Annotated in this window: 16 protein-coding genes and 2 tRNA genes; 8 read left to right on the top strand and 10 right to left on the bottom strand. The window is 45.1% G+C overall.

Annotated elements, in window-relative coordinates; all coding sequences use genetic code 11:
• Window positions 1-3 precede the first annotated feature (3 nt).
• Genes potC through potA form a run of 3 tightly spaced genes read right to left on the bottom strand, consistent with a single transcriptional unit; the run spans window position 4 to window position 2,930 of the window.
• Window positions 4-807: a spermidine/putrescine ABC transporter permease PotC gene (potC, locus tag LAJ61_RS01745; protein WP_198510933.1), complete on the bottom strand. Its 804-nt coding sequence runs from the start codon at window positions 805-807 to the stop codon at window positions 4-6.
• Window positions 808-817: 10 nt separating this feature from the next.
• A complete protein-coding gene (gene potB / locus LAJ61_RS01740) occupies window positions 818-1,687 on the bottom strand; it encodes a spermidine/putrescine ABC transporter permease PotB (protein ID WP_224054779.1) in 870 nt (289 codons plus the stop codon).
• 55 nt (window positions 1,688-1,742) lie between these two features.
• Complete coding sequence (potA, locus tag LAJ61_RS01735; RefSeq protein WP_409034976.1) at window positions 1,743-2,930, bottom strand: spermidine/putrescine ABC transporter ATP-binding protein PotA; 1,188 nt, start codon at window positions 2,928-2,930, stop codon at window positions 1,743-1,745.
• Window positions 2,931-3,314: 384 nt separating this feature from the next.
• Between potA and LAJ61_RS01730 the strand changes: the two genes are divergently transcribed.
• From LAJ61_RS01730 to gloA, 3 genes are all read left to right on the top strand, one after another.
• Window positions 3,315-4,934, top strand: a complete 1,620-nt coding sequence (locus tag LAJ61_RS01730; RefSeq protein ID WP_224054238.1) for a DUF2252 domain-containing protein — start codon at window positions 3,315-3,317, stop codon at window positions 4,932-4,934.
• 122 nt (window positions 4,935-5,056) lie between these two features.
• Window positions 5,057-5,698, top strand: a complete 642-nt coding sequence (locus LAJ61_RS01725) for a carbonic anhydrase (protein WP_224054237.1) — start codon at window positions 5,057-5,059, stop codon at window positions 5,696-5,698.
• A gap of 245 nt (window positions 5,699-5,943) precedes the next feature.
• Complete coding sequence (gloA, locus tag LAJ61_RS01720) at window positions 5,944-6,438, top strand: lactoylglutathione lyase (protein ID WP_007115888.1); 495 nt, start codon at window positions 5,944-5,946, stop codon at window positions 6,436-6,438.
• Window positions 6,439-6,505: 67 nt separating this feature from the next.
• Here gloA and hemF read toward each other — a convergent pair whose 3' ends face one another.
• Window positions 6,506-7,501: an oxygen-dependent coproporphyrinogen oxidase gene (hemF, locus tag LAJ61_RS01715; protein WP_224054777.1), complete on the bottom strand. Its 996-nt coding sequence runs from the start codon at window positions 7,499-7,501 to the stop codon at window positions 6,506-6,508.
• 312 nt (window positions 7,502-7,813) lie between these two features.
• On the opposite strand from hemF, the gene LAJ61_RS01710 reads away from it, so the two are divergent.
• The 5 genes from LAJ61_RS01710 to LAJ61_RS01690 all read left to right on the top strand — a co-directional run bounded on the left by LAJ61_RS01710 (window position 7,814) and on the right by LAJ61_RS01690 (window position 15,610).
• Window positions 7,814-7,990, top strand: coding sequence for a hypothetical protein (locus LAJ61_RS01710; RefSeq protein WP_158522014.1), 177 nt, complete (start codon window positions 7,814-7,816; stop codon window positions 7,988-7,990).
• A gap of 207 nt (window positions 7,991-8,197) precedes the next feature.
• Window positions 8,198-11,845 carry an AAA family ATPase gene (locus LAJ61_RS01705; RefSeq protein WP_224054236.1) on the top strand — a complete coding sequence of 1,216 codons (3,648 nt, stop codon included), beginning with the start codon at window positions 8,198-8,200 and terminating at the stop codon, window positions 11,843-11,845.
• A gap of 158 nt (window positions 11,846-12,003) precedes the next feature.
• Complete coding sequence (locus LAJ61_RS01700) at window positions 12,004-12,951, top strand: cell division protein ZipA C-terminal FtsZ-binding domain-containing protein (RefSeq protein WP_224054235.1); 948 nt, start codon at window positions 12,004-12,006, stop codon at window positions 12,949-12,951.
• A 155-nt stretch (window positions 12,952-13,106) separates the two neighbouring features.
• Window positions 13,107-15,128 (top strand): NAD-dependent DNA ligase LigA, encoded by a 2,022-nt coding sequence (gene ligA / locus LAJ61_RS01695; protein WP_224054776.1) that lies wholly within the window; start codon window positions 13,107-13,109, stop codon window positions 15,126-15,128.
• Between the two features lie 203 nt (window positions 15,129-15,331).
• Window positions 15,332-15,610, top strand: coding sequence for a glycine zipper domain-containing protein (locus LAJ61_RS01690; protein WP_128679898.1), 279 nt, complete (start codon window positions 15,332-15,334; stop codon window positions 15,608-15,610).
• 244 nt (window positions 15,611-15,854) lie between these two features.
• Here LAJ61_RS01690 and LAJ61_RS01685 read toward each other — a convergent pair.
• The 6 genes from LAJ61_RS01685 to LAJ61_RS01660 all read right to left on the bottom strand — a co-directional run bounded on the left by LAJ61_RS01685 (window position 15,855) and on the right by LAJ61_RS01660 (window position 21,707).
• Window positions 15,855-15,930, bottom strand: a tRNA-Lys gene (locus tag LAJ61_RS01685).
• A 144-nt stretch (window positions 15,931-16,074) separates the two neighbouring features.
• Window positions 16,075-16,150, bottom strand: a tRNA-Lys gene (locus LAJ61_RS01680).
• Window positions 16,151-16,423: 273 nt separating this feature from the next.
• Window positions 16,424-18,406 (bottom strand): MacB family efflux pump subunit, encoded by a 1,983-nt coding sequence (locus LAJ61_RS01675; RefSeq protein ID WP_224054234.1) that lies wholly within the window; start codon window positions 18,404-18,406, stop codon window positions 16,424-16,426.
• Window positions 18,407-18,484: 78 nt separating this feature from the next.
• The gene (locus tag LAJ61_RS01670) at window positions 18,485-19,795 is read right to left on the bottom strand and encodes an efflux RND transporter periplasmic adaptor subunit (RefSeq protein WP_224054233.1); all 1,311 of its coding nucleotides are present in this window, start codon (window positions 19,793-19,795) and stop codon (window positions 18,485-18,487) included.
• Between the two features lie 297 nt (window positions 19,796-20,092).
• Window positions 20,093-21,112 (bottom strand): DNA polymerase III subunit delta, encoded by a 1,020-nt coding sequence (gene holA / locus LAJ61_RS01665; protein ID WP_224054232.1) that lies wholly within the window; start codon window positions 21,110-21,112, stop codon window positions 20,093-20,095.
• A 28-nt stretch (window positions 21,113-21,140) separates the two neighbouring features.
• Window positions 21,141-21,707 (bottom strand): LPS-assembly lipoprotein LptE, encoded by a 567-nt coding sequence (locus tag LAJ61_RS01660; RefSeq protein ID WP_224054231.1) that lies wholly within the window; start codon window positions 21,705-21,707, stop codon window positions 21,141-21,143.
• Window positions 21,708-21,760: the final 53 nt, after the last annotated feature.

The following is a 21,760-nucleotide window of genomic DNA, read 5'->3' as shown; positions in this document are numbered from 1 at the left end:
TCCTTAACGTTTTTGGGTCGATGGTAGATTCATCGACTTTTTGGCAAGTAATAACTGCGAGATAATCAGACCCAGTAGCGAGATTGCGAGCAAGATTGTGCCAACGGCGTTGACTTCAGGTTTTACCCCGACACGCACCATCGAATAAATCTGTAATGGTAAAATTTCAAACTCAGGTCCTGTATTGAACGTCGATACCACTACATCATCAAGTGATAGGGTAAAGGCAAGCACCCAGCCCGCCAAAATCGCAGGCAAAATAATCGGTACAAGCACGGTACGAATCATGGTAAATTCATTGGCACCCAAATCACGCGCCGCTTCCAACACGCGGGTGTCGAGGCTAGATAGGCGCGCAGTCACCGTAATCACCACAAAGGGCAGACAAAAGGTAATGTGCGCAATTAGCAAGGTCACAAACCCCAGCTGTATCCCCACAATCAAAAATAACGCCAATAGCGAAATCGCCAATACAATCTCAGGCGACATCATCAGCACAAATAGCAAGCTTTGTAGTATCGATTTGCCTTTAAAGTCATAACGCTGTAACGCTAACGCCGTCAAACCGCCAATCGCAGTAGAAATCGTCGCAGCCACTACCGCCAATATGACCGAATTGATGGCAGCTTGTACCATCGCGGCATTACTAAATAACTCGCTGTACCAATGGGTACTAAAACCGCCCCATTGATAGCCGACTTTTGAGGCATTAAATGAGAAAATCACCATCACCGCAATCGGGGAGAACATCAGCAGATATACGATGGTCAAATACAGGCGAGACAGCCATTTCATAGTATTAGACATAGCGTCCCCCTTATGCCACTTCGTTGTAGACAGTTTTACCAATGCGTTTGCTGCTGGCTCGATATGCGATAATCAGCAATGCCATGGCAAGCGTCAATAGCACGGACGCCGCGGCACCAAATGGCCAGTCACGGGCATCCAAAAACTGCGATTTGATGATATTACCCACCAACAAGTTGCGCGAACCGCCCAAGATATCCGCCACATAAAACATGCCCATGGCAGGCAATAGCACCAGCAATACCCCTGAGATAATCCCTGGCGTAGTCAGCGGCAAAATCACGTGCCAAAAGGTTTGTAGCTTGTTAGCGCCCAAATCTTTGGATGCCAAAATATAATCGTCACGCAAATCCACAAATACCGCATATAGGGGTAGGACCATAAACGGAAACAGCAAATACACCAAACCGCCAATCACAGCTTTTTGGGTATATAAAATTTGCAGTGGCTCGTTTATAAGCCCAAGGTTAATAAGCAGGGTGCTGAGCAGACCATTGGCTGCCATAATGAGTTTTACCGCATACAGACGCACCAATGAGTTGGTCCAAAACGGAATCACTAGCATTAACATCAATAATGACTGCCATTTCTTATCCGCTTTACTGACCAAGTAGGCAAATGGATAACCGAGCAGCAAACAGATAATCGTGGTCATCCCTGCCATCGACAGCGAATGTAAAAACACTTTTAAATAAAGCGGATCAATCAATCGAATATAGTTGTCGAGGGTGACCGGCAGTGTTAAAAACTTATCTTCATCCCGAGTCAAAAAACTGGCGGCAATCACCAAGATATTGGGAATCAGGGCAAAAATAATCAACCATGCCCAAATCACAAACAGGGTCGCACGCTGAAAGCCACGTCCGCCTTGTTTTGTCATAACAGCGGCAGGCGCGGTAGCAGTCGAAACGCTAGCGGTCGAAGGTGAAGTAGTATTATTCATCTGGCAAAATCCACTCCCAACCATCGACCCAGTCAATACGCACTTCTTGCCCCAGTTTATAGTTAAAATTTGGATCGTCTTCGTTAAAGTACTCTGACGTTTTGACGATATTGCCGTTTTTTAATCGAATCACAGAATCTAAAGTACTGCCTTTATAAGCACTGTCTACCACGTTGCCGATTAAACCTTCATGCCCTTCATGGGTGTAGTACACGCGGATATCTTCAGGACGCAGCAGCAAGTTGACATTTTGACCGACTTGCACGTCAAATTTTGGACGGGGCAATTCACGAATCGGATGAAAGCCGTCATTTTGCTCAACCACTTCCACTTTGATGGTGGCTGGATTGACCTCTAACACTTTACCTTTAAACAAGTTGGTTTCACCAATAAAGCTTGCGGTAAATAAATTGGCAGGCGATTCATAGATACCAATGGGCGTATCAATTTGCTGGAATACGCCGTTTTTCATGACGGCAATCCGGTCAGACATCGACAAGGCTTCTTGTTGGTCGTGGGTCACGAAAACGAAGGTAATACCCAGTTCACGCTGTAAGCGTTTGAGTTCTGATTGCATTTGCTCACGTAGTTTGGCATCGAGCGCTGATAGAGGTTCATCAAGTAGCAGCATTTTTGGGCGATTAACCACGGCACGGGCGATGGCGATACGCTGCTGCTGACCCCCTGACAAATCTTGCGGACGACGATTGATGGTATGGTCAAGTTGTACCATTGCCAAGGCTTCACGCACCCGCTGGTCGATTTCGGTTTTGGAAACGCCTTTAAGTTTTAGTCCATAAGCGATATTGTCGTACACATTCATGTGCGGAAACAGGGCATACTGCTGAAACACTGTATTAATCGGACGTTTTTCCGCAGGTAAGCCTGCAATATCAACCCCTTCTAACTGCAAACTACCGGCATTAGGTAGCTCAAATCCGCCAATCAAGCGTAGTAGGGTAGTTTTGCCACAGCCAGAAGGACCCAGCAGCGTCAAAAACTCCCCATCATAGATATCTAGATTAATATTTTGCAAAATTTGGGTATCGCCATAAGATTTGGATAAATGACGGATTTGCAGTAGTACAGGTTTTTGGTTGGTCGGCTGGGCGCTATCAGGCATAGCTGACAGTGCGTTTAGGGTGGTTTGTGGCGTTGATGCGGACGTTGATGCGGACATAGGCACAATCTCACGGCAAGGCTAAAATAGCGGGCTAAAATGGCATATTTATGCTCGGGTCAAGCAATCAGCATGACAACATAAATACAGAGTTTTTCGATAGTTTCACCTGTGAAAATACAGTTAAAAGTTGCGTTCAGTATAACGGCTAAAATTAAAAAATGTTACTGAAAATTCACCTGCTATTCATAAAATTTTAGTGGCTGATTATTGGCTGATTAGAGGCTAATTTTAGTGGCTAATAAGGGGTTGATTTGGCACAAATAAGCAACGTAACTTTTTACCAAAGCCATTAAAATAGCAAGCTTGAACGACTTTTATGTGATGATAATTTAGCCAGTGACCGATTGAACATTTACCTATTGAATATTTAAGAGACAATATATGCCTAGCAGAAAAAAGCCTCAAAACCCAACCACTCAAACAACAAATGCCCAAACAACAACCAGTCAAACAGGTGCAAACAATACGGCTTCTCAAACCACGGCTAAAAAAATACCCGCAAAAAAACCAGCCGCTAAAGAAACAGCCATCAAAAAAACAACAACGGACACAACAGCCGCGCTGCCCATCGCTATTGCTTTACCCAAATCCTTACAGCATGCTCAGTGTGTGGATTTGACGCGCCATCGCTACCAAGGCAAGCTACTAACCCAAGCAGATAGTATTGCGCTTGGCAAACAGCAGCGTAAGACGTACCCATTAAAAACCTTGGCTGCCATCAGCCAACGTCCGACTGCCATCGACGCGCTCAGTCTTTATCATTGGTCCAATCAAGGTCGGTTGGCAGCGTTATTACCCATACGAGCCAAGCGCATGAGTGTATCGCCGTTTACTTTTTTTCGCGGGATGCCCGCTTTGATGCTGTTTGACCAAGCATGGCAGGGGCAACATTCTGGCTTATTTCAGCAGATTTGCGGCGATTGTCATGTCAGTAATTTTGGTGGTTATGCCAGTCCTGAGCGCAATTTATTATTTGGCATTAATGATTTTGATGAAACCATCGTTGCACCATTTGAATGGGATTTGCAGCGACTGGTTGCCAGTATTTTAATCGCCAGTCAAAGTTTTAAGTATGTAGAATCGGTGGGCTATAAGGCCATCGAAAAACTGCTGACCAGTTACCTTGATGGATTAGAAGCGCATTGCAGCTTGTCACCGCTACAAGTGTGGTATGAAAAAATCGACACCCATAAAATATTGGCAAATACCGAAGACATGACTGTTCGTAAACGCCGTCACGCCGATTTTGAAAAAGCCAAAAAAAATGATGCGGTAAAAATGCTGCCAAAATTGACTGAGCGTGATACTGTCACAGGATTACGCGCGTTTAAAACGGATGGTGAGTTGCAGCGACCACCACGCCGAGGACAGCCTTTTTTTAGCCGTACCGAGGCTTTTTTTGACGCTTATCGAGATACCCTAAAGTCAGATAGACAGGTGTTGTTTGACCGCTATGATTTTACCGATGTGGCGCTCAAAGTAGTTGGGGTGGGGAGTGTCGGTACCGTGTGTGCGGTGGCATTATTCCAAGATGCCGACCATGAGCCGCTGCTATTGCAAATGAAGCAAGCCAAAGCGTCTATCTTGACACCCTTATTGGCAAAACAATTTAGTCATCAAGGCAAGCGCGTGGTTGAGGGGCAACAATTGATGCAGGCATCGAGTGATATTTTCTTGGGCTATGCATCGCTCGATAACTTTGAGATGGATTTTTATGTCAGGCAGCTGCGGGACATGAAGTATTCCGCGTCTCTTGAGAGCATGGCGGCTGCCCATTTTTACGAATATATTGAAAGCTGTGGCCATGCCTTGGCGCATGCGCATACCAAAGCAGGCAATGCCGATACGCTTATGGGCTATCTGGGCAATGGTAGTGAAATCATCGCTGTCATGCAAGGGTATGCCGAGCAAACTGCGGCTCGCAATGCCCAAGATTATGCGCAATTTATGAACCAAATAGCCGATGGGCATATTGCTGTGGCAGGCGATGAGGTATTATAGTAGCTAGGAAGTTATTTTAGAAAGTCATCTTGATGTTTTAAAAAAGTTAAAATGATAAAAAATATCGCGTTGTATATCATCATACAGTTCGTTATTGTATCTGAGTGAAAGGAGAAAACCAAATGTCAAACAGTCACTTACCGCGTCCCGAAACTGCCGAGCAAGCGCTCGAGATGCTCAAACAAGGCAACGCACGATTCGTAGAGAATGTGCAAAACCCCCAATCAACCTTGCTAGCGTCTAATGCGCTCACCCATGTGCATGAACCGTTTGCGATTATTTTGGGGTGTTCTGATGCGCGCGTGCCGGCTGAGATTGTCTTTGATCAAGGGTTGGGTGATTTATTCGTCATTCGTGTAGCAGGTAACGTAGTCGCGCCCTCTCAGATTGGCTCGGTTGAGTTTGCCGCTGAAAAATTCGGTACCAAGTTAGTCGTGGTGTTGGGTCATTCCCATTGCGGCGCGGTGACGGCTTGTGTGGAGACACTAATCAATCCTGATCAGCAGTTTTCGCCCAATTTACGTTCGATTGTTGACCGGATTCGTCCCAGTGTTTACAACTTGCATGAAATTTATACCGCCAATGGACAAGACATTGACGAGCAAGAGTTGATTAATAGCGGGATTAAAGCCAACGTGCGTATGTCAGTCACCCAGCTAAAACACGGCTCTCGTATTCTTGAAGATGCGGTTAATAATGGTAGCTTAATTATTGTTGGGGCGGTGTATGATTTGGACACCGGTAAAGTGACATTTATTGAGTAGCGAGTATTGAATAGCGAATAGTGAATAGTAAATAGCGAATTGAGCAACTTACCTAAGCGTAATGTTATGAGCCATGATGTTATGAGCCATTATGTTATGAGAAATGAGGGCTATATTTTTACCCAAAAGTTAATTAAAATTAAAAAGTATTGAATTTTTGGCAAACTGTCGCTATTAATGAATTTTAGTTAACGTCTTTCTTTTAACATTTTTTCTTTTAGAGGCATATTACAATAAGGATCACTATGTCAAACTTGTCCGCTACCAATGGGTTTATCTTTAATCACACCATGCTTAGGGTAAAAGACCCGCAAGTGTCTTTGGCTTTCTATCAAGATGTGTTAGGCATGACGCTACTACAAACCAAACGCTATCCACAAGCAGAATTTGATTTATATTTTTTGGCAAAGCTCACCGATGAACAGGTGGCAAATTTGCCGACCGATACCGCCGCTTTAGCCGCATTTACCTTTAGTCAGCCAGGGGTGCTAGAATTGACCCATAATTATGGCACTGAGTCTGATGCAGAGTTTCACTATCACAGTGGCAACAGCGAACCACAAGGATTTGGGCATATTTGTTTTGCTGTGCCAAATCTGCAAGAAGCGGTTGCTTGGTTTGAGCAACATCAAGTCACCTTCAAAAAACGCCCTGAAGAAGGTGCGATGAAAGATATTGCCTTCATCTTGGATCCTGATGGCTACTGGATAGAAATCGTACAACCAAACTTAATGGGTTAATCGCCCATTAAAAAAAGGGCAACTGTGATTGCCCTTTTTTATTGTGTTTTATTAAGATTTTGTCTTATTAAGCCTTGAGGTTCAGCCAATCTCTGGGTTTTAGATAAAAATCCGTGAGTTCAAATTCAGGCGTTCCTGCGAGAGGCTCATAACGATATTCCCAGCCGGTGAGCGGTGGCAGACTGACCAAAATTGACTCAATGCGCCCGTTTGATTGCAAGCCAAACAAGGTGCCGCGGTCATACACCAGATTGTATTCGACATAGCGACCGCGACGGTACAACTGAAAATTACGCTGCGGCTCGCTATAGCGCGTGTGTTTGCGTTTCTCAAAAATCGGGATAATACCTTCAAGATAGCCGTCGCCTACCGCCTGCATAAACGCAAAGCACTTATCAAAATCCCAACCCATGCTAAGCGTGTTCAAATCATCATAAAACAAGCCGCCGATGCCGCGTTGTTCGTTACGATGCTTTAAATAAAAATACTCATCGCACCACGTCTTAAACTTGGGATAAACGTCTGCCCCAAACGGCGCGCACAAATCATGACACACTTGGTGCCAATGCACGCAGTCTTCCATCACAGGATAAAACGGCGTCAAATCAAAGCCCCCACCAAACCACCAAATCGGCTCGTAGCCTTCTTTTTCTGCGATAAACATGCGCACGTTGGCATGACTGGTTGGCACGTTGGGATTGGTCGGATGAATCACCAGCGAGACACCGAGTGCTTGTGCTTGGCGACCGGCAAGTTCAGGGTGGCGAGCGGTGGCAGTGGCTGGCAGATGGTTGATAACAATGTGGCTAAACATCACCCCGCCTTTTTCGATCACTTTGCCGCCTTGAAGTACATTGGATCGACCACCGCCCAAATTTTGATGGGTGCCTTGCTCAGTGGGTCTCTCCCAAACATCAGCGACAAATTTGGCATTGCTAGCACCTTCAGCATATAGATTAAACCCGCCAGTGGCTTCTTGGTGTTCTAGCGCTTGGCAAATACGGTCTTGTAAATCAAGTAAATAAGCGCGAACGGCTTGAATATTGGGTGAGGAGAGCAGCATAGACATAGCAATAGTTCTTTTAAAAATTTTTAGCGATTAAATTTTAGTGGTTAATTTTTAATGATTATTGTAACACATAATCGCGTGGGTAAAATTTAGTGTATTGGGCGTATTGACTGATGATACGCATAAATATTTACATAAAACCCTTAAAAAAATCGTCACAGCCGCTATCCAAACGGTCAGAAAACTCATAAAATGCTATGACGTCTAGATAACTTCATTGATAAATATTTGTTAAAGGTGTAATAAATTTATTTAATGATAGGGTTATCAGATGGATGATTACATTAACCGTTTTTGGAGAAAACTATGAATAAATTATTAATCGCATTAGTGACGGTCATCAGCCTTGTGGGCTGTGGTAAAAAAGAAGAAGCCAAGACTGAAACCACCACGACAACGACCACCACAACCGCTTCTGTACCTGCCAATACAGCAACTGCAACGGCAAATACAGCGACTGCTACTGCGTCACCGGCAAAATAATATTAACCAATAGCCTAATTGATAAAACCGCTAATCCACTTAGCGGTTTTTTATGCTATGGCAGATTTATCAACTTAAGGCTTTAGCAGGTTTAGCCTGATTTGTGTGTACCAAGTCAGTATAGATCAAGTCAGCATAGATTTAATGAATAATCGCTAAAATTTTGCTAAAATAAGCGCCTTTTTTTGATACCTACACTCTAGCAACATGCGGTTAAAACAGCTCAAACTGGCAGGCTTTAAATCCTTTGCCAACCCTACAACGTTTCATTTCCCCAAAACCATCACCGCGATTGTCGGACCCAACGGCTGCGGCAAATCCAATGTGATTGATGCCATTCGCTGGGTGCTCGGTGAATCCTCCGCCAAGCAGCTTCGCGGCGGCGCGATGAGTGATGTTATCTTTGCAGGCACACAAGACAAGTCCGCCAAAAGCTTGGCAAGCGTAGAATTGGTGTTTGAACATACCCGCGGCGAAGATGGTAGCAGCGGCATCCACCACGCGCTCAATCTCTATCAAGAATTATCGGTACGTCGGCAAATCAATAAAGAAGGTAAATCCGATTACTTTATCAATGGCACCAAAGTACGTCGCCGTGATGTGGTCGATATTTTTTTGGGCACAGGTCTTGGCGCGCGCTCGTATGCGGTGATTGAGCAAGGTATGATAGGGCGCATCATTGATGCCAATGCGTTGCAGCTACGAGAGTTTATCGAAGAGGCGTCGGGCGTGTCGCGCTACCAAAGCCGGCGTGATGATACCCAAAAACAGCTCGATACCGCAAGCGATAATTTAGCGCGGCTGCATGATATGGTCAGCGAGCTGACCAGCCAACAAAAACGCCTAGAAAAACAAGCCAAAACGGCACAACAAGCCCAGCAATGGCAACAAGCGCAGCAAGCGATCAGTGAACAGCTACTTATCGATGACTATGGGCAGGCGTGGCAAAAACAGCAAACCCTCGCGGCAGATTTTCAAGCGATGCGTGAGCGGGTGGATGCTCAGCAAGTATTTATTGAAGGATTAATCGAGCAGCAGCAACTTGCCCAGCAGGCTCTTACTGAGCAACAGCAGACTCTACAAACCAAGCAAAATCTTGCTAAGGATTATTGGCAGCAGCAGCATGAAACCCAAAGTCTACTGAAACAAGCTGAACAAGCCCTAGCCAATGACCAACAACGCCTGAATGTGCTCAATGTTGAGCTGGGGCGTTTTGCAGCGTATCAACAAGCGTTGCAAGCACAAAAACAGCAAGCACAAATGCGTATTGAAGGCTTACCCGACCAGCTTGAACAGCTCACCGCACAGTTGCGCCAATTGCGTGATGAACAAGATGATTGCAAACAGCAGCGTGAGCAAATTGCGAAAAATTTAGTGGCGTTAAATAAGCAAAAGCAAGACGTAGAAAAAAATCTTGCCGTCAGTGAAAATGCACTCAAACACCATGCCAGCCAACAACAGCGCCAACAACAACGCCAAAGTGAACATGACAAAGCCGTATTGGCATGGCAGACTGCTAACGCCACATTTGATCAGCAATTTGCAGCGTTTGAGAATAACGAACTAGACACGCAAATGACGAGACTCAGTGATGAGATTGAACGTCTTGAAGCCAATATCATTGCCCGTCAAGAGTCTATCGCTGACCAAGCCGATGAAGTTGACAGCTTAACCCGTCAGCATCGCCAAGCTGAGCAGCAGTACCAAGCGTGGCAAACCGAGCAAGCGACACTCCAAAATTTTCTAGCACAGCGGCAGTCTGCCCTTGACCAAGTTATCCGTCAGTCACCCAATCAAGAAAATAATAGCAGTTTGCCAAAACTTATCAGTCAACTGCAATTGACCGAAACAGGTAAGCGGTATGCCAATGTTTTTGATACCCTAGTTACGGTATTTGCCAAATGGTCGATTGCTGCTGACCAAGATTTTGCCCAAATCATCCATGACCATGCGCTGTTTATTGATAATCAATCCACTTTACCTAGCCCATTGAATAATCACACAGCGAACAGCCATCTAATAGAAGGTTGTTTGCCACTGTCTGCTTTGATTGCGGCGCCCAATCTGGCTATTTTTCAGCAGGTTTGGATCAGTGCGACGCCACTTGACTGGGCAGATGTGCAGGATAAAGGGCTGCTCGATAACTTACCAACGGGCGATTGGTTGCTGGTGCAGACATCAGCGCAACAACTGATACTCTGTAATCAGCAGCTGCTGATTAACCTAAGCCATTTGTTGCAAGCTGAGGGTCAGCAGGTTATCAGTTTTAGCCAGCAGTTGATGAATGAAGCCCGTATTGAAGAGCTCGATGAACACTTAGCGCAGCAACAACCGCAACTGCAGCGTCTAGCCGATCGCTTGCAACAAGCGAGAGTTAGTCTGCAAGAATGGCAAGCACAAGACCGAACCGCGCGTAATCAACTGCTAAGCCTAACTCAGCAACAACAGCAATTCCAGCAACAAAAACTACAACAACAGTATCGCTATCAATCTGCACTCGATAAACTTACGCAAGATAAAAAACGCCTCGATATCGACAGCAAACGGCTACAGGAAGAGAGGCTAGGTTTTGCGGACAAATTGCAGCAAGAGCAACAGCGGAGTTATGAGCTAAGCAATACGCTTTCGCATTTACAACCGCAATTACAGCAGCAAATCAGCGAACGCCAGTCACTCGATGAACGCTTAAACCAGTTTGCCAGTCAACAGCGCGAGCTAGAACAACAACAAAATCGCATCACCCAAACACTGGCAACCGGACAATTGCAAATCACCGCAAGTGAGCAGCAACTTGCCAAAGCTTGCCAAGACCAAGCAAGATTCACCAGTGAGCAGCAGCTGCTGAGTCATAAAATTAGCGAGCAGCAGGCACGCTTGCCACAGCTACAACAACAACTCACGATGGACTCGACGCAACTGCAAACCGCTAATGACAGCGTTACGCAATTGACAATCACCTTGAAAACCATGGAAACCGAGGTGCATCAAATGCATCTGAGTGTGCAAGAGTCTCAGCAGCAGTTAAGCCAACTACAACAGCAATATCACACCACCGACACGGCATTGGCACTAGCAAAACAAAACGTGGCATTGATTGGTGAGCAATTGACTAGTCGCAAAATTGCCGTGCCAAAAACTGACAACATTGATTTACTGGGTAGCAGCAAACGCGAGCAACTACAACGACAACTCGATGAGTTAGCATCACAAGTGCTTAATCTTGGGGCAGTCAATCATGCCGCGGTAGCCGAGCTCAGTGAAGTGAACAGCCGCTTGGCGCCCCTTGCTGAGCAAATCACGGATTTGACCTCAAGCATTGAAAAATTACAACTTGCTATCCAGCAGATTGACAGTCAGACCAAACAGCTTTTTATGGATATGTTGACCCAAGTTAATATCGAGCTTAACAAGCTATTCACCCAAGTATTTGGCGGCGGGCAAGCGCAGCTGGTATTATCAGACCATACCAATGTCAAAGATAGCAGCGGCAAAGGCTGGCAGTCAGGGCTAGAGCTTATGGCACAGCCGAAAGGCAAAAAGAACAGCCGGCTAGCCCTGTTATCGGGCGGTGAGAAGACCTTAACGGCGTTAAGTTTAATCTTTGCTATTTTTAAACAGCAGCCCGCGCCATTTTGTGTGCTCGATGAAGTCGATGCGCCGCTTGATGATGCCAATGTCGCGCGCTTTACCCGCTTAATTGAGCAGCTTGCCCAAGACGTGCAGTTTGTTTTTATCAGTCATAACAAACTTGCCATGCAAATTGCCGATGAGCTCAAAGGTGTGACCATGCCAACGGCGGGGGTGTCCAAGCTGGTCAGTGTGGATATGGCGGCGGTGGAAGCTTATTTGGCATAGGTGATTTTCACCTGTCAAATACGCAAAAAGTCAAGCCTTGTCACGGTTTTTTCTAGCTGATTTTATGAAGTCATGATAGTATAACGGCAAAAATACCGATGTAAAAATTTTTACACTACAAACAGGGTCGTTATCGTCTTTCTCAAAGGTCGTTGTTTATGTCTATCACTCAGCTTATTCTTATCATTCTTGCGGTTGTTGCTATCGTTTGGGGTATTTACACGCTACTAAAATCCATTCGTCAAAAAAACCAAGATGTATTAGCGACTGACGCGATTGAACATGATAAAGATGGTCTACCTATTATTCCACGCCATCAGCGCCCTGAGCCCCAAGAAAGCCAGTTGTTTAAAGCGGAAATTACACCCGACAATCCTAAAGGCGAAGTAAAGCTAAGCGCGGACGATACCGAACTGCACCTAGACAACTATCCAGCCAGTGGCGGTTTTGCCAATGCCAATGTCACTAAATCTGCCAATGACAAATTATTAGCAGAAACCAATACATTTGTGGAAAACGAAAACGACGCTTTTAGCATGCTTGCCAATGCCACAGAAACTATCAGCCCTGTTGTGCATACTTTCGATGAAAATCAGCTAAAAAATGACAGCTTTACCGATAACAGCCCAATTTTGGACACCCATATCCAAGCGCAAATTGACGAAGAACAAAACAGCCCACTCAACAACGCGATTCAAAATATCAACATCAGTATTTTTCCTAATCAGCAGTTTGTCGACATTAAAGGCGATTATCTGTTAGAGCTGATTGACAAGTATGGCTTGAAGTTTGGTGCGATGAATATGTTCCACCGCTACGAGAACAAAGACGGGACAGGCTTATTGTGGTTTAGTCTGATGATGATTGATAATGAAGGTATTTCACCTTTCGATCTCAATCGACTACCGATGCAAACCATGAAAGGCTTGGTATTATTTTTATCACTACCACACCCACGCCCTGTTCAAGGCTTTGATAGCATGATGAGTATCGCAGGATTGCTTGCCAATGACCTAAATGCCACAGTATATGACGACACAGGCGAGCCGATTAACAAAGAAAACACCCAAGCCATGCGCGAGCTTGCCATTAATTTTGGTCGATAGATTTTATTAAAATGAAACAAGGTACTCCTCGTGAGTGCCTTTTTTTATGGTTAAAAGTTTTATTGTTTTGACTGACCCGATGACTGAAAAAATTGACCAAGTAAGCCATCACTTTGTTGTAAAATATCCGTTATCTTTTTTAAATCATTATGATTATGAACACAGCCGCTATTACTGCGCAAATGCGCAAACTCATTGCACAGCTAAAACAACATAACCATGCTTACTACGTCTTAGATAATCCGCTGTTAGAAGATAGCGAATATGACCAACTTCGCCAAGAACTGGTAGCACTAGAAACCGCGCATCCTGAATTGGTACAAAGCGATAGCCCTACCAACCAAGTAGGTGACAAGCCGTTGCCGTTTTTTACCCAAGTCACCCACCAAATACCCATGCTGTCACTGGGTAATTTATTTACCTTTGACGATTTACAGAACTTTATGCGGCGGGTCAATGACCGTTTGGCAGACCATCAGCAAAACCCTGAATATGAAGTCGAGCTCAAACTTGACGGGCTTGCGGTTTCACTGTTGTACCAAAACGGACAATTTACCCAAGCGGTCACGCGCGGTGATGGTCAAACAGGCGAAGATATTACCCAAAACGTGCGTACTATTCGAAATCTGCCGCTACAGTTGGCGATTGATATACCGCGCTTAGAAGTGCGCGGCGAAGTGCTCATGCCCAAAGCAGGGTTTGCAAGGCTCAACCGGGATGCCCAAGCAAAAGGCGAGAAAACCTTTGCCAACCCGCGTAATGCCGCCGCAGGGAGTTTGCGCCAGCTTGACCCCAATATCGCCAAAAGTCGTCCGCTGGCGTTTTATGCCTATTCTGTCAATCAAGGCTTGCCCGCTGAGATTACCACCCAATCCGATGCGCTATTTTGGCTCAAAGCGTTGGGCTTTAGCATTAGCGATATCAAAATCGTGCAAACAGCCGCGCAGCTACAAGCATATTATCAATCGGTGATTGAAAAACGCAGTTGCTTACCCTTTGAAATTGATGGCACGGTGATTAAGGTCAATAGTTTAGCCTTGCAAGAGCAACTGGGCTTTTTAAGCCGTGAGCCACGCTGGGCAACTGCCTATAAATTCCCTGCCGAAACCGTCATGACGCGCCTAAATGCGATTGAATGGCAAGTGGGGCGCACAGGTCAGTTGACGCCCGTGGGCAAGCTTGAACCTGTCAATGTCGGTGGCGTCACTGTCAGCAATGTGACCCTGCATAATATCGGTGAAATTCAGCGTTTAGATATCCGAGCAGGGGACATGGTCAGCGTACACCGTGCTGGTGATGTCATTCCCAAAGTTACGCGCGTTTGGACGGACGAGCGCCCCGCCAATGCCCAAGTGGTGAGCCTGCCGACGCATTGCCCGGTGTGTGGTTCACCGGTTATCATGCCAGAAGGTGAAGCGCTGGCACGATGCACTGGGGGGTTATTTTGTCCAGCCCAGCAACAAGAAGCACTGATTCACTTTGTCAGTCGTAAAGCGATGGATATCGATGGGCTCGGTGAACGCTGGTTGATTAATTTTTTTGAGCAAGGTATTGTTAAAAATGTCGCAGATATTTATGCGCTTAACAATCACCGCGATGCGCTCATCAACCTTGAAAAATTGGGGGAAAAATCTGTCGAAAATATGCTGGCTGCCATTGAAAAAAGTAAAGATACGACCCTACCGCGGTTTATCTTTGCCTTGGGTATTGGTGGCGTGGGTGAGAGCACGGCGATGAATTTAGCCATGCAATTTGGCGACTTGCAGCCGCTCATGGCAGCGAGTATCGAAGCGTTACAAAAAACCCCCGATGTCGGTGAAAAAACCGCAGACTCGATTTTTGAGTTTTTTCGTGCCGAGCACAATATCGAAGTCATCAATCGACTATTACAAGCGGGTATTCATTGGCAGCCTGTCAGCCAAGTACCTGAAGGAAATCAGCCGCTTAAAGGTCAAAGTTGGGTCATTACAGGCACCCTTGAAGGCATGGGACGTGACGAAGCCAAAGCTAAGCTGCAAGCATTAGGGGCAAAAGTCTCAGGCAGCGTTTCTGCCAAGACCACCGCACTGCTCGCAGGCGAAAAAGCGGGTAGTAAACTTGCCAATGCCGAAAAACTGGGGGTAAAAGTGGTCACTGAAGCGCAATTTAACGATTTATTAAACAGTTATCATGCCTAATATATACTCGGTATTGTAGAAAAAGTTAACGCCACCTTGAGTAAGCTATTTTTTGCCCAAACTATAGCAAGGTTACTTACAAAACACGTATAAATCAGTCTTTATTCATAACAATAGGGTGAAAAATTTACGCTAATATAACTTCAGTAAGTTGCTAAAAAGACCTGACATTTTAGCAAATGGAAACCCTACTGGAGAAAAGTATGAAATCACTTAAAACACTTGCGGTACTTGCAACACTTGTTGGTTCAACGGCATTGACAGCTTGTGCTACCACTGATGCCTATGGCAACCGCGTCACTACCCAAGGCTCTTCTCGCGCGGCGATGCAAGGCGCGGTAGCGGGTGCAGCATTAGGTGCACTGGCAAAATCAGATGGCGACCGTAGCGACATCGGTAAAGCCGCGGCAATCGGTGCAGCCGCAGGTGGTGCAACAGGCTATGTATTAAGTACATCACCTAACTACCCATACCAAAAATAAGCTATACTAAAAGTTATAGCCTATCTCGACAGGATCGATGTCGGATGCTGTCAAAAGCCAAACCTTTCACGGTTTGGCTTTTTTCTTTACTCAACGTTAAGCCAGCTATTTGATACAATTAAAGATGCGTTGAAGTAGCGCAGGTAATTTTTATTTGTATAACCTAAACTGCTAGCCTAAATCATAGCGCTAAAAATCAAGGGTATAAAAAAAGCCCTTATCAATTCGATAAGGGCTTTGGATATGGTGGATCGTCCGCGACTCGAACGCGGGACCAATGGATTAAAAGTCCACTGCTCTACCAACTGAGCTAACGATCCTGAGAAGCGTTAAGAAAACGTCTGGGAGACGTTTTTAGCTTCGCAAGAGCAAATCTATGATTTGCTAAAGCATTAAAAAATTGCAAAGCAATTTTGATTTCACAAGTCAAATTCATAAAATGACATTGTCAAACTTTCAAAATATGGTGGATCGTCCGCGACTCGAACGCGGGACCAATGGATTAAAAGTCCACTGCTCTACCAACTGAGCTAACGATCCAAAACTTTTGAGGCAATCAAAAACGATTTTTCACGTTTTTATTTTGGCTATTGCCGTTAAGTGAGTGCATATTATACGCATTAAATCTTGGTTTGCAAGCCTTTTTGCACAATTTTTTTAACCAAAGATTTGCATCGAAATAGAGGCATAAATTTATCGACTTATGATACGTTTTCACCCATTTAATCTTTAACTTATCCAGCCTTAATTAAATAAATCTTGACTGGCTAAGTGTTGATTGGCTAGGTGATAAAAATTTTATTCACCACCTGATTATTCACCACCCGATAAGGCATCAACAGGATTGAGTCTGGCGGCATTGCGCGCGGGAATAAACCCAAAAACCACACCAATGAGAGTGGAACACACCACCGCCGCTACAATGGAAGTGGTTGAATAGACCACTTGGAAATTACCCCCTGCAAATTTGTTAATTAAAGCGCCGATACCAAACGCTAGGCTAATACCTAAAATCCCGCCCAAGATACACACCAAAATCGCTTCTATTAAAAACTGCTGCATGATATCAGATTGCCTTGCGCCCACTGCCATTCGCACACCAATTTCACTGGTGCGCTCGGTGACTGAGACGAGCATGATATTCATGACGCCAATACCCCCCACAATCAAAGAAATAATAGCTATCGACGAAACCAGTAATGTCATCGTGCCTGTGGTAGATTCAATCGTCTGACGAATTGAATCAGAGTTTTGAATACGAAAATCATCGGTACCGTGTCGCTGCTCTATCAAATCAGAAACGGCTTGCTCAGCGGCACTAGACGAGATAGTGTTTTTTAGTAGCACAATAAAACTATCTACATGACTAGTACCAACCATTCTACGCATCACAGTGGTATAAGGCATATACAGGGTAGGGGTATCTGAACTTGGACCAAAAGCTTGCTCAGATGGCTGCAGCACACCGATGACGCGAGCGGGCACACTACCTACCAACATCACTTCACCAATGGGGTCGCTGACATTGGCAAAAAAGGCGGTTTTTGCATTATTGTCAATAATCACATCTTGGGTCATCGAGGTGATACTGTTGTCATTAAAGGTTTGCCCAAGCGCGAGTTTTTCTCCTTTCACCGTTAAATAATCTTTGCCCACGCCACTGACATTCACAGAAGCTTCTGTCTCGCGGTAACGGGCGGTGGCGCTATTGCTGCTGACTTGTGGACTGACGCTTTGCACATAAGGCTGTTCTGCGACAGCATTCGCATCGGCATCTGTTAGATTATCATCATGGTATTTACGGCGAGGGTCACCAAATTTATAGCCATCTCGTATGGTTAAAGTATTGGTGCCTAAGGAGCTGATATCATTGAGAATTTTTTGTTGAGAACCTTGCCCTAGACCCACTACCGATACCACAGAGGCAATACCAATGATAATACCTAACATGGTTAACAATGTCCGCATTTTATGGGCTTTCATCGCCAAAACCGACATCTTAAAGGCTTCAGCTAATCGGTCTAAAAACGCGGTCACACCAGATTTTTTGGCAAAATTTAGGTGTTGAACCTCTTTGGTTTTATCAAATCTATTATCGGTATAATAATCTTTAAGAATCTGTCCGTCTTTGATTTCGATCACACGTTCGGCTTGGGCAGCGATAGAAGGATCGTGGGTCACCATAATGATGGTATGACCTTGGCTATTTAGATTTCTCAAAATTGCCATCACGTCTTTACCCGATTGGCTATCTAATGCCCCAGTCGGTTCATCAGCCAGGATAATGTCGCCACCATTCATTAACGCACGAGCAATAGATACACGCTGTTGTTGACCACCCGAGAGTTGGCTAGGGCGATTTTGGGTTTTTGCCCCAAGCCCTAAGTCGTCTAACAATTGGGTGGCGCGCGCTTCACGTTGCCGCACCGGCATCCCTGCATACACGGCAGGGACGGCGACATTGTCTTGGGCATTGAGGTCACCAAGTAAATGATAGCGCTGAAAAATAAACCCAAAATGCTCACGGCGAAGCTCGGCAAGTTCGTCTGCGGTGAGTTTGTCCACCGCTTTGCCATAGATGTGGTAACTACCTGCGGTCGCCTGATCTAGGCAGCCTAAAATGTTCATTAAGGTGGATTTACCCGAGCCTGATTGACCGATAATTGCGACCATTTCACCTTCATAAATGGTCAAGTCAATCCCATGTAAAACCCGAATTTTTTCATCACCTGCAGGGAATTCACGGATTAAATCCTTCACTTCCATAACAGGTTGTTTGGTGTCTTGCGTTATCATCAGCCGTGTATCTCAAAGTTAGCATGCGTCATAGGTTACAATCAACGTTTACAATCTAGGGTTATCATCTACCGATGACTACATCATCGGTGGACCACCGTTATTTTTAGACGATGAACGTGATTTACTCACCGTTGCTTGACCCACAACCACCTTATCACCTTGGTTGACGCCGCTAAGAATTTGGGTGGTAATACGATTGGTGACACCTGTTTTGACCGCTTGTTTTTTGGTAGTACCATCGGCTTGTACCACTTCAACATAACTGCCCATTTTTGGATCAGTTTTGATTGCTGCAGCCGGTACGCTAAGCACATTATTGACTTTGTTTTCAACAATATAGACTTGCGCTGTCATGTTGATGCGTAGCGCGCCATCGGGATTGGGGACAGTAAAATAACCAATGTAGTAAATCGCCGAATCCGTTGACGTAGATGAGTCACTGGCGGTAGTACCATCGGGCGCAGGTCCAATGGTTGACAGTGTGGCTTGGTATTTCTTATCTGGGCGTCCAATGATATTGAAATAAACAGGCAACCCTACTTTAAGGTTGACAACATCAGCTTCTGATATTTTGGCTTTCACGCGCACACTGCTCAAATCTGCCAATGTCACAATAGTGGGGGCTGATTGATTGGCGTTTACTGTTTGTCCTTGTTTGGTGGTGATAGAGATCACCGTCCCTGACATCGGGGCAACAATTTGGCTATATCCAAGATTTTTTTCAGCGGTATTGACGTCCGTTTGCGATTTTTTTATGGTTTGTTGTGCACTCACAATATCGGCTTGCGATGAGGCAATATTTGCTTGGGCAGTCGCAATCGCTTCTCTGGCGCTGTCTACATTGGCTTGGGCTGTTTTGACAGCGGTATCCGCTTGTTCCAACTCTTGTTTGGAGATGGCATTCATGGCAAGCAAGGATTTTAGGCGATTGTATTCTGTTTGCGATTGTTGCAAGGTTGCTATTTTACCTTTCAAGTCGGCTCGCGCTGTGGCAAGCGCGGCTTGTTTGGTCTGATACGCGGACTTGGTACTTTCCAAATTCGCTTTGCTTTGCTGTAAGGTAGCCTGCTGCGTGGTTAAGGTATTTTGCAGGGTAACTGGGTCAATTTGAGCAATAACATCGCCTTTTTTGACCGTATCACCCACTTCAACATACAATTTTGTCACTTCCCCTGACACCTGAGCGCCCACATCCACTTGTTTAATGCCTTCAATTTTGCCCGTGGCCATCACACTGTTTTCAATATCGCTACGCTCGACACTAGCGGTGATGTAATTGGGTTTTTGGGGTTTGGGTTTAAAGTACCAATAGGCTAACGCTGCCAGTGAAATAACGATCAAACTTAAGATTGCCCATTTGAGCCATTTTTTTTGGGTAGCGGTCATCGTGCCAAACCTTATCAAGGGATAAACAATTGAAAAAAATTAAATAAATACAGCTTTTTAACAGGGAGTATTAAAAGCTAAATGAGAATAAATTGCAATAAAAACAGGTAAGCCGAAAGGATTTTTAATTATAACCACATAATCTTGCTGGATTATAAAATAAATGTTATGAGTAAGAAAAACGCATTAAAAATTTGAGGGTAGTGGATTGTATGGTGTTTTGATGGTCGGGTTGTTTGAAGGGTTGCAAAGATTGCAAAGGTTGCGGAGCATTTTTAAAAGCAACTTTAAAAGCAATTAGTGAAATAGCGGTTGACCCGCTAGGCGAAAAGCGAGTTGGTAGAGCAGCTCCCAAGCCGGTTGTTGCACCAGACCTTTGATGGCTTGGTCGGCTTGGTACAGTGCATCCGACCAGTTTCGGGTAACGTCATGGGAATGACGATGCAGGGCTTTACTATACAGCTGTTGCTTGCTTTGCCAAATGCCGAGGCTTTGATAGCTTGCCCCTGATTGCAAGCTTAAAATATTGCGCATGTCTTTGGCTATCATCCATAACACCAGACTCTCTGGTTCTTCACTGGCTTTGAGTTGCTGCAAGATTTTTGCAACCTGCGCAGTATCACCTGCCAACATGGCATCCGATAAATCAAAGGTGGTAAACATAGATTGACTCACCAACCCATCAAACAGCTGAGACTCATCGATGGTCACAAAATGGGTAGGGGGCTTCGCATCTGTTGTAGCATAAAGATAGGAGAGCCGCCACAGACTTTGGTAAGCTGCCAGCAAATTATGCTGAGTTTGTGCCATCAGTATCTGCCAAGCGGGTTTGGTGAGTTCGAGTCCAAAATCTTGCGCGTGTTGCTGTAGCAGTTGTTCGCGTTGCTGCTCTTGATAAAGATGGCATTCGATGATGTGACCAAATTTATCGCAAAGCGAAAAAAACGCACTGCTTTGGCTTTTTTTATCGTATTTATCACTGATAATGACTAAGCAATTGCTCTGATTACTCGTCGCAAATTGCGCTAATTCTGCTAACGCTTCTTTATCGGGTTTATGATTGCCGTGAACGATAATGGCTTTGTTGTCGTCAAACAGTGACAGACTGTTCAGCTCTGCCAAAACCGCTTGCCATGATTTGGCGCTGGTAATATCCATGCGCGAAATTGCCATATTATGTTGCCGCCAATTGGGCGACATTTTTTCAATCAGCCACTGTGACAACAAATCTTCATCGCCATGCAGTAGCCACACCCCAGTAGCGGGGTCTTGCCTATTTTTGAGATGTTGAAAGGCATTTAAAAAATTGTACTGCATCAGCGTGTTACCAATTAGATTAGGTAGGTTAGGGGGTGGTGGCGGTCGGCACTTTGGTGATTTTAGGAAGGCTCAGTGCGACATATTGGTCAGCAATACGCTGCGCCAGGTTATCATACAACCATACTTTAATTTGCTCAGCTTGGGGATTGTCAGTGGCTACCACGCCTTGGTCATACTGATAGCTGCGCTGTACTTGAATCGTATTGGTCAGCGTGCGAGGTTGACCATTTTCAATGGCGCGATAGCTTACCTCTGCGCTTAGCACCATGCGAATTTCGGTCAAAATACCGCGTAGCTGGTAGTTTTGCAGGCGAATGTTTTTGACTTCAATACTGGCAGGCAAGGCGGTATTTGATTGGTTGGTTGCCTTGTTATCAATCACCCTATCTTGGGTATTGATGCTCAGCTGGTCGAGCTGTTTTTTTAAGGCATTTTTTACCGCATAATCTTCTGGGCTATTGTGAAAAATCAGCTCAGTGGTTGGGATATTTTGTGACATAGGCACATCATACCCGCGTAGATGAAAACCACAGGCAGGTAGCTGCGTCAGTAACACACTGCTTAGGAGGATACGAAGAAATGGCTTATTCATATAGTTACCTGTCTGTTAGTTACCTGTCTATGATTGTCGGTATTGCTTGTGAT

The sequence above is a fragment of the Faucicola osloensis genome, from assembly GCF_020041925.1.
GTDB lineage: Bacteria > Pseudomonadota > Gammaproteobacteria > Pseudomonadales > Moraxellaceae > Faucicola > Faucicola osloensis_D.
The sequence above is the reverse complement of the archived record's forward strand: the minus strand, read 5'-3'. Positions and strand labels throughout refer to the sequence as shown.

Bases quoted from the DNA above. Each gene is read 5' to 3' on its own strand.
- potC (WP_198510933.1), bottom strand. From the start codon at position 807: ATGTCTAATACTATGAAATGGCTGTCTCGCCTGTATTTGACCATCGTA.
- potB (WP_224054779.1), bottom strand. From the start codon at position 1,687: ATGACAAAACAAGGCGGACGTGGCTTTCAGCGTGCGACCCTGTTTGTG.
- potA (WP_409034976.1), bottom strand. From the start codon at position 2,930: ATGTCCGCATCAACGTCCGCATCAACGCCACAAACCACCCTAAACGCA.
- LAJ61_RS01730 (WP_224054238.1), top strand. From the start codon at position 3,315: ATGCCTAGCAGAAAAAAGCCTCAAAACCCAACCACTCAAACAACAAAT.
- LAJ61_RS01725 (WP_224054237.1), top strand. From the start codon at position 5,057: ATGTCAAACAGTCACTTACCGCGTCCCGAAACTGCCGAGCAAGCGCTC.
- gloA (WP_007115888.1), top strand. From the start codon at position 5,944: ATGTCAAACTTGTCCGCTACCAATGGGTTTATCTTTAATCACACCATG.
- hemF (WP_224054777.1), bottom strand. From the start codon at position 7,501: ATGCTGCTCTCCTCACCCAATATTCAAGCCGTTCGCGCTTATTTACTT.
- LAJ61_RS01710 (WP_158522014.1), top strand. From the start codon at position 7,814: ATGAATAAATTATTAATCGCATTAGTGACGGTCATCAGCCTTGTGGGC.
- LAJ61_RS01705 (WP_224054236.1), top strand. From the start codon at position 8,198: ATGCGGTTAAAACAGCTCAAACTGGCAGGCTTTAAATCCTTTGCCAAC.
- LAJ61_RS01700 (WP_224054235.1), top strand. From the start codon at position 12,004: ATGTCTATCACTCAGCTTATTCTTATCATTCTTGCGGTTGTTGCTATC.
- ligA (WP_224054776.1), top strand. From the start codon at position 13,107: ATGAACACAGCCGCTATTACTGCGCAAATGCGCAAACTCATTGCACAG.
- LAJ61_RS01690 (WP_128679898.1), top strand. From the start codon at position 15,332: ATGAAATCACTTAAAACACTTGCGGTACTTGCAACACTTGTTGGTTCA.
- LAJ61_RS01675 (WP_224054234.1), bottom strand. From the start codon at position 18,406: ATGATAACGCAAGACACCAAACAACCTGTTATGGAAGTGAAGGATTTA.
- LAJ61_RS01670 (WP_224054233.1), bottom strand. From the start codon at position 19,795: ATGACCGCTACCCAAAAAAAATGGCTCAAATGGGCAATCTTAAGTTTG.
- holA (WP_224054232.1), bottom strand. From the start codon at position 21,112: ATGCAGTACAATTTTTTAAATGCCTTTCAACATCTCAAAAATAGGCAA.
- LAJ61_RS01660 (WP_224054231.1), bottom strand. From the start codon at position 21,707: ATGAATAAGCCATTTCTTCGTATCCTCCTAAGCAGTGTGTTACTGACG.